The 16,435-nt window shown below is 46.7% G+C and carries 10 protein-coding genes; all 10 read left to right on the top strand.

Going from position 1 to position 16,435, the window contains the following annotated elements:
* The 10 genes from IM792_RS08435 to IM792_RS08390 all read left to right on the top strand — a co-directional run bounded on the left by IM792_RS08435 (position 1) and on the right by IM792_RS08390 (position 16,435).
* On the top strand, positions 1–1,905 hold the full coding sequence (locus tag IM792_RS08435; RefSeq protein ID WP_194101383.1) for a glycoside hydrolase family 97 protein: 1,905 nt from the start codon (positions 1–3) through the stop codon (positions 1,903–1,905).
* Between the two features lie 36 nt (positions 1,906–1,941).
* Positions 1,942–3,432, top strand: a complete 1,491-nt coding sequence (gene araA, locus IM792_RS08430; RefSeq protein ID WP_194101382.1) for an L-arabinose isomerase — start codon at positions 1,942–1,944, stop codon at positions 3,430–3,432.
* Positions 3,433–3,505: 73 nt separating this feature from the next.
* Positions 3,506–5,206 carry a sodium/solute symporter gene (locus IM792_RS08425; RefSeq protein WP_194101381.1) on the top strand — a complete coding sequence of 567 codons (1,701 nt, stop codon included), beginning with the start codon at positions 3,506–3,508 and terminating at the stop codon, positions 5,204–5,206.
* 179 nt (positions 5,207–5,385) lie between these two features.
* Entirely contained in the window at positions 5,386–5,967 is a 582-nt protein-coding gene (locus IM792_RS08420; RefSeq protein ID WP_194101380.1) for an HPP family protein, read from the top strand.
* Positions 5,968–6,063: 96 nt separating this feature from the next.
* Positions 6,064–6,948, top strand: coding sequence for an oxidoreductase (locus IM792_RS08415; protein WP_194101379.1), 885 nt, complete (start codon positions 6,064–6,066; stop codon positions 6,946–6,948).
* An 83-nt stretch (positions 6,949–7,031) separates the two neighbouring features.
* The gene (locus IM792_RS08410; RefSeq protein WP_194101378.1) at positions 7,032–7,850 is read left to right on the top strand and encodes an AraC family transcriptional regulator; all 819 of its coding nucleotides are present in this window, start codon (positions 7,032–7,034) and stop codon (positions 7,848–7,850) included.
* A 125-nt stretch (positions 7,851–7,975) separates the two neighbouring features.
* A complete protein-coding gene (locus tag IM792_RS08405) occupies positions 7,976–10,741 on the top strand; it encodes a substrate-binding domain-containing protein (RefSeq protein ID WP_228084985.1) in 2,766 nt (921 codons plus the stop codon).
* 352 nt (positions 10,742–11,093) lie between these two features.
* Positions 11,094–12,419, top strand: coding sequence for a sugar porter family MFS transporter (locus IM792_RS08400; RefSeq protein WP_194101377.1), 1,326 nt, complete (start codon positions 11,094–11,096; stop codon positions 12,417–12,419).
* 11 nt (positions 12,420–12,430) lie between these two features.
* The gene (locus IM792_RS08395; RefSeq protein WP_194101376.1) at positions 12,431–13,333 is read left to right on the top strand and encodes a carbohydrate kinase; all 903 of its coding nucleotides are present in this window, start codon (positions 12,431–12,433) and stop codon (positions 13,331–13,333) included.
* Between the two features lie 18 nt (positions 13,334–13,351).
* Positions 13,352–16,435, top strand: coding sequence for a TonB-dependent receptor (locus IM792_RS08390; protein ID WP_194101375.1), 3,084 nt, complete (start codon positions 13,352–13,354; stop codon positions 16,433–16,435).

Here is a 16,435-nt window from a genome sequence, read left to right as displayed (position 1 = left end):
ATGTATAAATATATATTTTTAATATGTATCAGTATGCTGGCGGTTTGTGCCAATGCGCAAACTGTTAGCAGTCCCGACAAGAACATCACGGTTAATTTTAGTCTGAAAGCGGGTAAACCCGTTTACTCGGTAAGCTATAAGGGCACACCGGTAATATTACAGTCGGCTTTGGGTATAGCGCAAAGCAACGGCAACTTTTACAGCGGCTTAAAGCTTAGAGGCATCAAAAACAGTTTGGGCGGTCAGATGTATACTATGGTGAACGCCAAAAAGCATCACATCACCTATAATTTTTCTCAATTTATTTACAAACTTACCAACCAGACAGGTAAGCAAATGGATGTGATATTCCAGGTATCAAATGATGGAGTGGCATTCCGCTATTACTTTCCGGATGGTGGTAAAAATGGCGCTGTTATCAATAAGGAATATACCGAATACCGCTTTGCTCGATCAACCAAAACATGGCTGCAACCCAAGGCCGACGCGCAAAGCGGCTGGGAAAAAAGCAATCCATCGTACGAGGAATATTACGAGCAGGATGTTAAGGCGGGCAACTACGCTAAAAACGGCTGGATATACCCTGCCCTATTTAAAAGCGGAAATACATGGGCACTGATAACTGAGGCGGGTATGGATGGCAGCTATTGCGGTACTACCTTAAAAAACAATTCGTTAAGCAGCACTTACCATATCAATTTCCCTAACAAGATTGAAGTTTTTACAGGGCAGGATGCCTTGCCTAAAAACGTTGTTTATACTCCTTGGCGCGTTATCGCTATAGGCGGTTTAAAAACCATTGTTGAATCAACCCTGGGTACCGATGTAGCTGCGCATAATATTTCTTTGCCCGATAAATCAATCGTAAAACCCGGCAAAGCTGCCTGGAGCTGGATAACCAGCAAGGATGATTCCATTACCTATACCGAGCAGATACGCTATGTTGACCTGGCTGCCAAAATGAAATGGCAATACTGCCTTGTGGATGTTAACTGGGATAGCAAGATAGGTTACGACAAAATAAAGCAATTGGCCGATTATGGCGCTACTAAAAACGTAGGCATCATATTATGGTATAACTCCGCGGGTGATTGGAACACGGTAAAATATCAACCTAAAGATAAATTACTGACACACGAAAGCAGGGATAAGGAGTTTGCCCGTTTGCATAAAATGGGAATAAAGGGCGTTAAGATCGATTTCTTTGGTGGCGATGGCCGCTCGATGATACAGTATTATGTAGATATTTTAAAGGATGCCGCGACACATGGTTTACTGGTGAACTTTCATGGCGCTACCCTCCCGAGGGGCTGGGCCCGCACCTACTCGCACCTGATGACCACCGAGGCCGTTAAAGGTTTTGAAATGGTGACCTTTGAACAGGTTGGTGCCGATAAACAGGCCAACCATTGCGCCATGCTGCCATTTACCCGCAACGCGTTCGATCCGATGGATTTTACGCCCATGAACCTGTACAAAATAAACACGCATGTAAAACGCAAAACTACCAGTGCCTTTGAGCTGGCTACCAGCGTGCTGTTTTTGTCGGGCATACAGCACTATGCCGAATCGCCGGAGGGAATGACGCATGTGCCTGATTACGTGGTATCGTTCCTGCAAACACTGCCTAACTATTGGGATGATGTTCGCTTTGTAGATGGCTACCCGGGCAAATCAGTAGTAATAGCCCGCCAAAGTGGCAAAAAGTGGTACATAGCAGGTATTAACGGCGAAAATGAAGGTAAGGAAGTTACCATCAACCTTAAGGATTTCAAAACTACCAAAGCCAAACTGATAACTGACGGTGCTGAACCATTAAGCTTTACGCAAAGCGATGTACCGGCCGATCAACCCGCAAAAATCACCATGAAGGGCAATGGCGGCTTTGTACTGGTATTAGAATAAACAACCGAAAAACTGATTAAAATACGCAATAAGAACATGATAGATCTGAAAACATTTGAAGTTTGGTTTATAACCGGCAGTCAGCACCTATACGGCGAGGAAACCCTGAACCAGGTTGCCGAGCACTCAAAGCAATTAGCGGCAGCGCTTGATAGCGCGGCGCAAATTCCGGTGCGTGTGGTGTTCAAGCCTACGGTAAAAACTACCGAAGAAATTTACGCTACCATACAAGAGGCCAACGTTGCCGAAAACGTAATAGGCATCATTACCTGGATGCATACCTTTTCGCCTGCCAAAATGTGGATTCGCGGGTTAAGCATCCTCAAAAAACCGATGCTGCATTTGCATACACAATTCAACCGCGATATTCCGTGGAGTTCGATAGATATGGATTTCATGAACCTGAACCAAAGTGCGCATGGCGACAGGGAGTTTGGTTTCATGGTATCGCGCATGCGTAAAAACCGCAAGGTGGTAGTTGGCCACTGGCAGGATGAAGAAGTACTGAGCCAGATAGGTTCATGGACACGTGCTGCCGCCGGCTGGCATGATTGGCAGGGAGCGAAATTTGCCCGCTTTGGCGATAACATGCGCTACGTTGCCGTTACCGATGGCGACAAGGTAGAAGCCGAACTTAAATTTGGCTTCGCGGTAAACAGCTATGGTATTGGCGATCTGGTGGCGTTGATCGATGGCGTTAGCGAAGAAGCGATCGATACACTGATCAGTGAATATGAAAGCACTTATACCCTTGCTGATGATTTGAAACGCGGCGGTGCAAAGCATTCATCGGTGTACGAGGCAGCTAAAATTGAGCTTGGCCTGCGTAAGTTTTTAGCTGATGGCAACTTTAAGGGCTTTACCGATACGTTTGAAGACTTGCACGGTATGGTACAATTACCGGGCCTTGCCGTACAACGTTTATTAGCCGATGGCTATGGCTTTGCCGGTGAGGGCGATTGGAAAACCGTGGCCCTGGTACGTGCCTTTAAGGTGATGGGCAGCGGCCTGCCGGGTGGCAACGCCTTTATGGAAGATTATACCTATCACTTCGACCCGAATAACGCGCTGGTATTAGGCTCGCACATGCTGGAGGTTGATGCCTCATTGGCTAACGGCAAGGCAAGCTTAGAGGTGCACCCGCTGGGTATTGGCGGCAAGGCCGATCCGGCGAGGCTGGTTTTCAACGTATCAGGCGGCGCGGCTTTAAATGCTTCGCTGATTGATATGGGTAACCGTTTCCGTTTGTTGGTGAATGAGGTGGAGGCTGTTGAACCGCAGAATGATCTGCCTAACCTACCTGTAGCCCGTGTGTTATGGAAACCACTGCCTGATATGAAAACCGGCTGTGCCGCGTGGATATATGCCGGTGGCGCCCACCATACCGCCTACAGCCAAAACCTGACCGCCGAAATGATACAGGATTTTGCCGACATGGCCGACATCGAATTCCTGCGCATTGGCAAGGACACCACGATAGAAAGTTTCCGTAATGAACTTCGCTGGAACGAAGTAGCCTACAAATAATTATATTAGCGGGCCGACAATATAAGATGGGCTTTTATTGTCGGCCTTTAAAATCAATAAAACCCTAATTTTTATGAGTAAATTCTCAACTATTGATATTGTTGTGTTCGTTATCTACTTCATTGTAGTAACAGGATACGGAATATGGGTGTATCGCCTAAAAAAACACAAAGGCGTATCCGATTCAAAAGACTTTTTTCTGGCCGAGGGGTCATTAACCTGGTGGGCCATCGGTGCCTCGCTCATTGCCTCCAACATCTCGGCCGAGCAATTCATCGGCATGAGTGGTAATGGCTTTGTGGTAGGTATTGCCGTTGCCGCCTACGAATGGGTAGCTGCCATAGCGCTAATTATTGTGGCGGTGTGGTTTATACCTGTCTATCTCAAAAACAAGATATTCACCATGCCGCAGTTCCTCGAAACGCGGTACAACGAAACGGTGAGCCTTATCATGGCCATATTCTGGCTGTTTTTGTACGTATTTGTAAACCTTACCTCCATCCTTTACCTGGGTGCTTTGGCTATTGACAACATTGCAGGCGGCGGTTATTTCCATTTAATTATTATCGTAATGGCCCTGTTCGCCCTCATTATCACCCTGGGTGGTATGAAGGTTATTGGATTTACCGATGTGATACAGGTATTGGTATTGATCATCGGCGGTTTAGCTACAACCTACATTGCCCTTACGTTGGTGAGCGAGCAATTTGGTTTGGGTAAGGATGTTTGGGGAGGCGTTACCGCCATGATGAAGGATGCGCCCGATCACTTTAAAATGATCATCGAAAAACCAAAACCGGGTGCAACGCAGGGCGAGATCAATAAATACCTGATGCTGCCCGGCATAGCCATGTATTTTGCCGGCCAATGGATAGTGAACCTGAACTATTGGGGCTGTAACCAATACATTACCCAACGCGCGCTGGGTGCCGATCTGAAAACTGCACGTACCGGTATCTTGTTCGCCGGTTTCTTAAAACTGGGTATGCCTGTTATTGTGATGCTGCCGGGTATTGCCGCTTATGTATTGTATAAAAACGGCGGTATACAAAACGAAATGGCACCGGGTGGTCACTTTAATGCGGATAATGCTTACTCGGCCATATTGGGCTTTTTACCTACGGGATTAAAGGGCTTATCATTGGCGGCATTAACCGCGGCCATTGTAGCCTCATTAGCAGGTAAGGCCAACAGTATATCAACCATATTTACATTAGATATCTACAAGAAATACATTAATAAAGAAGCCGGTGAAAAGAAACTCGTTATCATAGGTCGATTAACCATTTTGGCAGCCATGGTACTTTCTATCCTGCTTACCTGGAAAGATTTGCTGGGCATTGGCGGTGAGGGTGGTTTTACCTTCATCCAAAAATATACGGGCTTTATTAGTCCGGGTATATTCGCCATGTTCCTGCTGGGTATGTTCTGGAAACGTACTACAGGCCCTGCGGCTATCGCGGGTATACTTACCGGTTTTGGCATGTCGGTATTGTTTAACAACTACGCCCCTGCCCTGTTCGGTAACGAAACCTTTTTGTACACCGCCTACCCTAACGGCAAGGGTGGTTACGAAATACCGTTCCTGATCTGTATGGGCTTATCATTCTTGTTCACCATGATAGTGATGGTACTGATCAGCTTACGCGGACCAAAGGTAAACCCGAAAGCCTTTGTGCTGGACACATCGATGTTCAGGGTAGCGCCATCAACCATGGCACTTATTGTAGTTACCTTATTGGTTATAGCAGCGCTTTACGTACGCTTCTGGTAAAAAAGTCTTTTGTTCCACTTAACTAAGTAATGGGCAGTTCCTGAAATATCAGGGCTGCCTTTTTAGTTTGATGCGGGTGATGTGAATCAACTACTACAGCAGAAGCATTATAAAAACCATCCCGAAATACACTTTATCCTAACCAAACACTTCATAAATATTAAATTCGCAATATTTTTATGAAGAAAGCAATTCAACATCACGCCAAAAGAGCTAAATATATCATCTATAAAGAAACCCTTGTCGATTTCAGGGAGCACTTGTGGACATTCATCGGATCGTTTTTAGGTATCGGTATTATCGGTTTTTTGAGCAGCCAACACTTTACCGCTTATGATAATCTTTTCCTGATAGGCTCGTTCGGGGCATCGTCGGTATTGATATACGGGGCTATTAATAGTCCGCTGGCGCAACCGCGTAACTTAATTGGCGGCCATGTGCTTTGCGCCATTGTTGGTGTAACTATTCATAAGCTGATACCGGGTGAGGTGTGGCTCACGGCGGCTCTTTCGGTTTCGTTAGCCATAGTTACCATGCAGATCACCAAAACCCTGCACCCACCCGGCGGTGCTACCGCGCTGATCGCCAACATTGGTTCGGCTAAAATACAGGCTTTGGGATACTTTTATGTGTTGAGCCCGGTACTGTCGGGTGTGCTGATACTGTTTTTTGTGGCGGTAATTTGTAATAATGCAACTTCGCACCGTAGCTATCCTAAAAATAAGGGTTGGTATAAATTCTGGCTGCGCAGGTACAATTAAGCCATGAGCTTTTTAACAAAGTAAACTTGAGCCATACAACAAAGCGCCGGGCTTAAAAGTGCCATACTTTTGTGTTGTAATCAAATAAAAAATACAATGACAAAAATATGGTTCATAACCGGCAGCTCCCGCGGATTGGGACGCAGCCTTACCAAAGCGGTATTAAAAAGCGGCGATAAAGTTGCCGCCACAGCACGCAACATCAGTCAGCTGGATGATCTGGTGCAACAATATGGCGACCAGATATTACCCATCAAATTAGATGTTACCAATTACGAACAGGTATACCAAACCGTTGCCGATACCATAAAGCATTTTGGCCGTATTGATGTGCTGGTAAACAATGCAGGCTTTGGCATCATTGGCGCTGCCGAGGCTTATACGGATGAGCAGGTACGCAGCCAACTGGAAACCAACCTGTATGCCCCTATCGAGATAACCCGCGCGGTATTGCCTTACATGCGCAAACAAGGCAGCGGCCGCATATTGCAGATCAGTTCGGTAGGCGGGCGGGTAGGCAACCCGGGGTTAACCATGTACCAGGCCGCTAAGTTTGGTTTGGGTGGCTTTACCGAGGCTTTGGCTAAAGAGGTTGCCCCGCTGGGTATTTATGTAACCAGTGTTGAGCCGGGCGGTTTCCGTACGGATTGGGCCGGCGCATCCATGAGTTACGCTCCCGAAATTGAGGGCTACGATACTGTTAAACAGCGTACCGACTTTTTTAAGAGCGGCAACTTTGTACCCGTGGGCGATCCGGACAAGGCGGCCCAGGTAATGGTTGATCTGGCTGTACACCCCGCCCCGCCGGTGCATTTGGTGTTAGGCAGCGAGGCTATCGGCATACTCAAAAATGCCAACCAAACCCGTGATGCCGAAATGGAAACATGGCTGCCCGTAAGCCTTTCAACCGACCACGATGAGGCTGCCGACTTTTTAAACTCGCCGCAAGGCCAGTGGTATACCAAAAACAATAAGAAGTAAAAACAGGTATCTGTATTTTGCAGCGGTAGCGCACGGCTTGGCAAACACCGTGTGCTACCTGCTTTTTTGTAAATTTGAAAATAATGGCCGATACAAAAACCGATAAGCTAAGCTCACCCATAACCTACTCGTGCTATTACAGCCGCAACCGTTCGGGCGAGCAGTTTGTGCCCGAGCACGTGCTGAGCTATCAGATATCGGGCACACTTACCGTAAATAATGGCGATAAGGATTTTATTTTTAACGAGGGCGATTTCCGTTTTGTGAGGCGCAACCAACTGCTAAAGTTCACCAAGCAGCCGCCACAGGGCGGTGTGTTCAAATCGGTATCCATCTATCTCGATCAAATGGCGCTGCAAAATTTTAGTCGCGAATACGCCCATGATGCCTTACATGGTAAGCCCTTCACCAACGACCCGGTGATATTACTGAACGGCGATAGTTTTTTAAAAGGCTTTATGGATTCGCTGATGCCTTATATTGAGGGCGATCAGCCTGCCGACCAACAGCTACAAGTACTGAAACAGCGTGAGGCCATCATGCTACTGCTGCGCTCACACCCTGAAATGAAGGATATTCTGTTTGATTTTAGTGAGCCGGGTAAAATCGATCTGGAAGCTTTTATGAACAAGAATTTCCATTTTAACGTGCACCTTAACCGCTTTGCTTACTTAACCGGGCGCAGCCTGGCCACCTTTAAGCGCGATTTTGAACATATCTTCCACAACTCGCCAAGCCGCTGGTTACAGCAACGCCGCCTGCAGGAAGCCTATTACCTTATGCGCGAGAAAGGCCGCACTCCGTCTGACGTATACCTCGAAGTTGGGTTTGAGGATCTGTCGCATTTCTCGTTCTCGTTTAAAAAGATGTATGGTACGCCGCCGTCAAAAATAGCGGGCTAACAGAGCGTAGTCAGCTGTTTAAATCAGCATATTAAACTTGCCTTTACCCTATTTTTTCTTAGATTTAGTGCTTAAAATCCTGTATCCTATCGGGCATACCAGTTTTAAACCTGCACTTACATTCAATGAGAAAGATCCATACAGCTTATATATTGCTGGCATTGCTATTGCCGTTAATGCTGTTTACCGGCTGTCAAAATAAAAAAGAGCGCACGGCATACCGCATAGGTTTTTCGCAATGTGTGGGTACCGATCTGTGGCGCAAAACCATGCTCGATGAAATGAAGATAGAGCTATCGCTGCACCCCGGTACAAAATTCATTTATACCGATGCCCAAAACAGCAGCAGCAAACAAATAGCGCATGTACGCAAAATGTTGCGCCAGGGTATCGATCTACTCATCATCTCCCCTAACGAAGCCCAACCCCTTACCGAAATTGTTGAGGAAGTTTATAATAAAGGCATACCCGTAGTTATTATCGATCGTAAAACATCATCGGCACTTTATACGGCTTATGTTGGGGCCGATAACTATCAGCTGGGCAAAATGGCGGGCGAGTATATTGGCTCTACCTCAAAGGGCAAAGCATCGGTTTTAGAAGTAATGGGACTGCCCGGTTCATCGCCCGCTATTGAACGCGACAGGGGTTTTCGGGATGGATTGAAACAGTTTCCGGATGTGCATATCGCCACAAAGGTTTATGGCGACTGGCTAAAACCCAACACACGCAGGCAACTGGCCCGCATAAAAGATGAACTACCGGGTATAGATGCCGTTTTTGCCCATAACGATGTAATGGCTTCGGGCGTTAGCGAATCGTTACAGGCGCTGCAAACCGCATCGGCAGCACGTATTGTAGGGGTTGATGCGCTGCCCGGTCAGGGTGGTGGTTTGCAAATGATAGCCGGTAAGGTTATTGATGCCAGCGTACTATACCCTACCGGCGGTAAGGAAGCTATTGCCACCGCTTTTAAGATATTGAATAAGGAACCTTTCTCACGCGAGAACATCCTTAAATCGCTGGTGATCGACTCGGCCAACGTGCAGCTCATGAACCTGCAATGGGACAAGGTGCAAAGCCAGCAAAAGGATATTGAGCACCAGCAATTACTGATAGCCGAGCAGCAAAACATATACAACAACCAGCAAATAGTACTCGATATTATTGTGATAGCCCTGGTGCTTACGGTAATATTTGGCGGACTGGCATTTTACTCGCTTAACGAGAATCGCAAGATCAACAAAAGCCTGAATGCCAAGAACGGGGAGATCATGTCGCAGCGAAACCAGTTGCTCGAAATGTCGGCACGTGCGGAGGTAGCTACAGAGGCCAAGCTAAACTTTTTTACCAATGTATCGCACGAGTTTCGTACGCCGCTTACGCTGATATTATCGCCCTTGCAAGATATGATGAACAATCAGAAACTGATGGCCATGGAGGGCAAAAGCATGCGCCTCATACATCAGAACAGTCACCGCCTGCTGCGCATGGTTAACCAGATAATTGATTACCGAAAAATAGAGTACGATAAACAAAGCATTAAAACCGCCGAGGGTAACCTGGTAGCCTTTGTGCGCGATGTGGTTGATAACTTTAGGATGCATGCGCAAAAGCAGCATATATCGCTCACCATATCATCGGCAGAGAGTGATATAAAATGCTGGTTTGATGCCGCCATGCTCGAAAAGGTATTTTTTAACCTGCTGGCCAATGCCATAAAATTTACCGGCGAAAAGGGGCGCATTAAGGTAAAGATAACCCGGTTAAATGACCATGTAGAAATTGACGTGCAGGATACCGGCGTAGGTATGAGCACTGAGGAATTGAAACTTGTTTTTGATCATTTTTATCAGAGCGATCACATACCTTTGAATGGCTCGGGTATCGGGCTTTCGTTGTCAAAGGAGATCGTAGCCCTGCACCACGGCCACATTAACGTAACCAGCGAAAAATGGCATGGCAGCACCTTTACTGTAAGCCTGCCATTAGGTAACACGCATTTAAGCGATGATGAACGATCAGTACTGCCGGGCAACTGGGCGGGGATGGAAACACGATCGGCCATATATAATGCCGATATTAAGGAGCCGGTAAAGGTTACTGATAACCGTCCGTTTGATGAGCCCAAGCATCACTCCATACTTATTGTTGAGGATAATACCGAACTGCTGGATTACCTGGCAGATAAATTTTCGGCAGACTATGAGGTGTTCACCGCCACCACCGGTACCGATGCCATTACCAAGGCTTATGAGCTGGTGCCTGATCTTATTCTGTCCGACGTGGTTTTGCCTGAAGTATCAGGCAAAACGCTGTGCGAAAAGTTGAAGTCGGATGTGCGCACATCGCATATACCTATTATACTGCTTACCGCGCAGGGCAGCATGGAGCAGCAAATATCGGGCATTAATGCCATGGCCGATCTGTACATTACCAAACCATTTAACATGGAGCATTTACAGGCCAGCGTAAATAACCTGCTGCATAACCGCCGCTTGCTTAAGGATAGGTTCACCAGCGATATTACGCCACTTGAACGCGCATCAGGCTCAAGGCAAATAGACAAGAAATTCCTGAATGACTTTGCCGGTATTGTAGAGCAAAACCTATCGAACGATAAATTTAATGTTGATGATATATGCAAGGTGATAGGCGTATCGCGCATACAATTGTACCGCAAGGTTAAGGCCCTGCTGGGTTGCAGCATTACCGACTATATTTTAAACAGGCGACTAAAAAAAGCCACCTACCTGCTGCTTAACGAAGACATGACCATTGCCGAAATAACCTACGCCGTAGGCTTTTCAAACCCCAACTATTTCGCCACCGTATTTAAGGGCAAATACAACTGTACCCCCAGCGAGTACAAGCGCAAAACTCAGGTTTAATATATAACACATAAAACTTATTCAAGGCCGGTTAATCCGGCCTTTTTTGTTTTGCAGCGTTGGGTAAACCTGGCAAACTATTACCGTCATCATAAAAAAGCACCATAATTAGCGCTAAGGTGTGCTTAATGGTGTATTAAACACACCCCTACAGCTATGTAACATAACCAAACATACATAGTAACAAAACCTAACATCGGTTTAAATAAACCGCACCATCAAAACATCAAAATACTAAAAATCAACACATTAACAAATGTTACATTTTTAATGCTTTTTGATAGAAGATTGCAGCCTGCACCCTACCCGGCAACATAATTTGCGGCAGTAACCAATAATAAAACTATACTTTATGAACAAAAACTCTGTGCTGGCCTGGTCAATGGTCGTGGCGCTTGGCGGCTTCCTGTTCGGGTTTGATACCGCCGTAATTTCCGGAGCCGAGAAGGCCATACAGCAATATTGGGAGCTTACCGTATTTGAACACGGCCTCACCATATCCATTGCCTTAATAGGCACAGTGATCGGTTCATTGTTAGGCGCCAAACCGTCGGATATGTTTGGCCGTAAGAACACGCTTTACTTTGTGGCCGCTGCCTACCTGCTATCATCATTAGGTACTGCATTCGCCAATAACTGGACCATATTCCTGATATTCCGGTTTTTGGGTGGCTTGGGTGTAGGCATATCATCGGTAACGGCTCCTATCTACATTTCAGAAGTATCGCCTGCCGACAGGCGGGGTAAGCTGGTAGGACTTTTTCAATTTAATGTAGTGCTGGGCATCCTGGTATCATACCTGTCAAACTACCTCATCAGCCAAATGGGCGACGATAGCTGGCGCTTTATGCTGGGTGTACAGGCCGTGCCGTCATTGGTGTTTCTTGTACTGATCAGGTTCATCCCCGAAAGCCCGCGCTGGCTCATTCTGCATAAAAAAGAATTTACCAGGGCCAAAGCCATATTAGATATTATTGACCCCCTAAACAGCGAGCAGGAGCTGCAAACCATAAAGGCATCAACCCATTCAACTCCCGGCCATCAGGATAATTTATTATCGGGCCATTACCGTACGCCAATAGTTTTGGCCGTGCTGTTCGCCTTTTTTAACCAGGTATCGGGCATCAATGCCATTATATATTACGCTCCGCGGATATTTGAAATGGCCGGGCTTGGGGCTCATACCTCGCTGCTATCAACCGTGGGTATTGGCGTTATTAACTTTGTGTTTACGCTGGCGGCAATTAATATTATTGACAAGGTTGGCCGCCGTACGCTGATGCTCATTGGCTCATTCGGGCTCATCAGTTCGTTATTATTGGTTGCATTCTCATTTAACAACGCGGCGCAAAGCGGGTTCTCCATACCGGTATACATCATGATATTTATCGCCTTTTTCGCCTTTTCGCAGGGGGCGGTTATATGGGTATTTATATCCGAGATATTCCCTAACTCGGTACGTGCAAAGGGGCAAACCCTGGGCAGCTCTACCCATTGGATAATGGCGGCGGCGATAGCCTTCTGCTTCCCCTACTTTGCCGAGAAACTGGGCGGCCAAACCACCTTCCTGTTCTTCGCCGCCATGATGGTGTGCCAACTCATTTTTGTATGGAAGTTTATGCCCGAAACCAAGGGTCGCAGCCTCGAACAAATTGAAACCAACCTTATCACGCATTAATCCCGAAAGCTATGTTACATCAACAAAATTTAGCTGTTTGCTACGGCGAAGTATTATGGGATATTTTACCCGATGGACCACAAGCAGGCGGCGCGCCGCTCAATGTATGCTATCACCTCAATAAGTTGGGCCTACCGGCAGGCATGATCAGCCGCATTGGTGATGATGAGAATGGCCGCGAGCTGATGGCATTGATCAAATCGGCCGGTATTGCTGCCGGGCTGATACAAACCGACAACGTTTACAAAACCGGCGTGGTTATAGCCGATGTTAACGGTAGCGAGGAGGTAAAATATACCATAGTATCGCCCGTAGCGTGGGATCATATCGTGTATAACGATGAGCAAACAGAGGTATTATCCGCCGCGCGGTACCTGGTTTACGGCACCCTGGCATCACGCGAGGCTACCTCGCGCGACACCCTTTTTAAACTGCTTGAAACAGATGCCATAAAGGTGTTTGACGTTAACCTTCGTCCGCCGCATTTTACACCTACCCTGCTGCACGATCTGCTTTTGAAAACCGATATACTGAAATGTAACCAGGAGGAGATCAACATTATATGCGAACTATTCGGCGCGCCGGATGATAACCATAGCCAGATACTTTTTTTGCAGGAGAAATTCGGCCTGAGCGAGATAATACTAACCCGTGGCCGCAACGGGGCACTATATTTTAATGGCAGCGATGTTTTCCAGGCGCATCCGCCGATCATAAAAATGGCCGATACCATTGGCAGCGGCGATGCTTTTTTAGCTGCCTTTATTTACAACCATAATCAGAGTAAACCCGCACAAACCATTATAGATAACGCCGTAGCCATGGGCGCTTTTGTGGCCTCAAAAAAAGGTGGCTGCCCTGCCTACCAACCAACCGAACTGCACGAGTTTTTGAACTTACACCTACAGTTATAAACCAAATTAAAACCAACAATGAGAAAACTATTACTTTTTTGCTGCCTGCTAACAGCGCTGGCGCAAAGCGGGTTGGCACAAACGCCAACCATTACCGGTAACGTTACCGATCAAAATTCGGCGCCGCTTGAGGGCGTTACCGTTACCGTGATCGAAACACAAAAGGCCATGATCACTGATGCTAAGGGTGGCTTTAGCATACAGGCAGCCGTGGGCCAAACCCTGAATTTTAGCTATATGGGCGCGCAAAGCGTTACCCGTAAAATTAGCAGTACCGATAAGCTTACCATTACTTTAGAGGTAAGCAACACCAACCTGAACGAGGTGGTGGTAACCGGTTACCAAAAGGAACGTAAAAAGGATTTAACGGGTGCCGTATCGGTAGTAAACACTAAGGATATTAAGGATATTCCGCTGGGTAACCCGGTTAAGGCATTACAGGGCCGTGTGGCCGGTGTTAACATTACTACTGATGGTAACCCCGGTGGCGGCGCTACGGTGCGCATACGTGGTATCGGTACGTTAAATAATAACGACCCATTGTACGTAATTGACGGAGTACCAACCAAGCGCGGTTTGCAGGAGCTTAACCCTGATGATATTGAATCGATACAAGTACTGAAGGATGCATCATCGGCATCAATTTATGGTTCGCGCGCGGCAAGCGGTGTAATTATTGTTACTACTAAACGCGCCAAAGCAGGCCAAAGCCGTATATCATTCAACGGGTCAACCTCATTGCAATTCAACACCTCAAAGCTTGATGTATTGAACACTAACGACCGTGGCCGTGCATACTGGCAAGCGGCAGTTAACGACAGGCAAGACCCTAACCTTAACTCAACCTATAAATATGAGTGGAATAACAATTTTGATAATCCTGCACTTACACGTGTGGTATTACCTGAGTTTTTGGATGCCGCGCAAACCATGCGCCCGGCAGATACCCGTTGGTTTGATGAAATATCGCAAACATCAGTAATTCAACAATATGGCCTTGATGTATCAAACGGTACCGAAAAAAGCAACTCCCTGTTCTCAGTTAGTTATTATGATAATAAAGGCATCATCAAAGAAACCCGTAACCAAAAAATGACCGTAAGGTTCAACTCTGATTATAGTTTATTTGGCGGACGTTTAAAAATTGGCGAGAACTTCTCAGGCTCATACATCCGTAACCCAATGTTGCCTTTGGGCGATATTACAGGCTTATCGCAGATCAACTTCTCTATACTGCCGGTACGTACCATTGATGGTGGCTGGGGTGGCCCGGTGGCCGGTATGGCCGACAGGCAAAACCCGGTTAGGCTGATAGAGGATAACAAGCAAAACATCAACCACCTGGGCCGTGTGTTCGGTAATGCTTATGCTGATCTGTCTATACTGCCAAACCTTAAATTTTCAACCAGTTATGGTATTGATTATGCTGTGAACTTTAACCGTACGCTGCGTAAATCATACGTTTCGGGCTATTTGGTCGATCCATCAAACGCGGTAACCGCCAACAGTGCTTACGATGGTAACCTGATATGGAAAAACCAGTTATCATACAACCTGGAGATGAAGAAGCATAAACTGGATATGTTCATCGCCCATGAGCAGATCAGTGTAATGAACCGTAATCACTCGGGCAGTCGCCAGGGTTTCGCCCTGGAGGATATGAGCTACGCTTACCTTAGCGTGGGCGCATCCGATCAGTTGAATGGCGGCGGCGGTACCGGCAATGCGTTATTATCAGTTTTCGGTCGTGTTAACTACTCTTATAATGATCGTTATATAGCCTCTGTTACGCTTCGTCGCGATGGTTCATCAAGATTTGGCGCCAACAACAGGTATGGTATATTCCCGGCAGCATCATTAGGCTGGCGTGTAAGCGAGGAGGCATTTGTTAAAGATCACCTGCCATTTATTTCGGACTTGAAAGTACGTTACGGCTGGGGTAAAACCGGTAACCAGGAGTTTGGCGACTACGGTACCCAAACGCTGTACTCGGCTATATATGGCACCAACCCTACAGGCGGGTTTGATGGCGGCGCCGCTTACGATATAGGTGGCGGTGGTACCGGTCAGCTCCCATCGGGCTTTGTGATGGTGCAAACCGGCAACCCTAACCTGAAATGGGAAAGCAAGGTAGAAAACAACTACGGTATCGATTTTGGCTTGTGGAATAACAAGATAACAGGCTCTATCGATTACTTTACAAAAACCACCAGCGATATATTGATCAGGCCGGCATACCTTGCTGTAAAGGGCAACGGCGGCGACCGTTACGCCAATGGCGCTACTGTTGATAACAAAGGTTTTGAGATGGTGTTGAACTACTCGACCTCGTTTAGCGATTGGCGCGTTGACCTAACCGGTAACTTCTCAACCTATCGTAATAAAATAACTGAATTACCTGCGGAGATATTAACCTCATACCCGGGTAATGGTACCGATAAAAATATCCTTGGCCGATCAGTTAACTCCATGTTTGGTTGGGTAGCTGATGGTATTTTCCAAAACCAGGCCGAGGTTGATGCCTCACCCGCGCAGCCGGGTAAAGGTGTTGGCCGTATCCGCTACAAGGACTTAAATGGCGATAACGTGATCAACGATCGCGACCGTGATTACATTGGCCGTGGCGACCCTGACTTTATGTATGGTTTTAATGCCAACATCAGCTACAAGAATTTCGATCTGTCGTTCTTTTTGCAAGGCGTGCAGGGTAATGATGTAAACAATACCTACAAAGGATTGAGTGATTTTTCATCACTTGCACCGGGTGCTAACTGGGGCTCACGCACCTTACAAGCCTGGACACCACAAAACACATCATCAACCATACCGGCGCTTACCACGGTTGACAGAAATAACGAAGGCCGTTTTTCAACCTATTTTATTGAAAGCGGATCGTACCTGAAATTACGTAATGTGCAGATAGGTTATAACCTGCGCAACGCTTTAGAAAAATTGAAAGTGCAAAACGCGAGGATATTTATACAAGCCAACAACCTGCTTACTATAAAATCATCGTCGTACACCGCGCCCGATCCGGAAAACCCGGGCAACGGTTTCCCTATCCCGGTAATAACTACAGTTGGGTTAAATATTACTTTTTAA

The sequence above is a fragment of the Mucilaginibacter sp. JRF genome (assembly GCF_015223065.1).
GTDB lineage: Bacteria > Bacteroidota > Bacteroidia > Sphingobacteriales > Sphingobacteriaceae > Mucilaginibacter.
The sequence above is the reverse complement of the archived record's forward strand: the minus strand, read 5'-3'. Positions and strand labels throughout refer to the sequence as shown.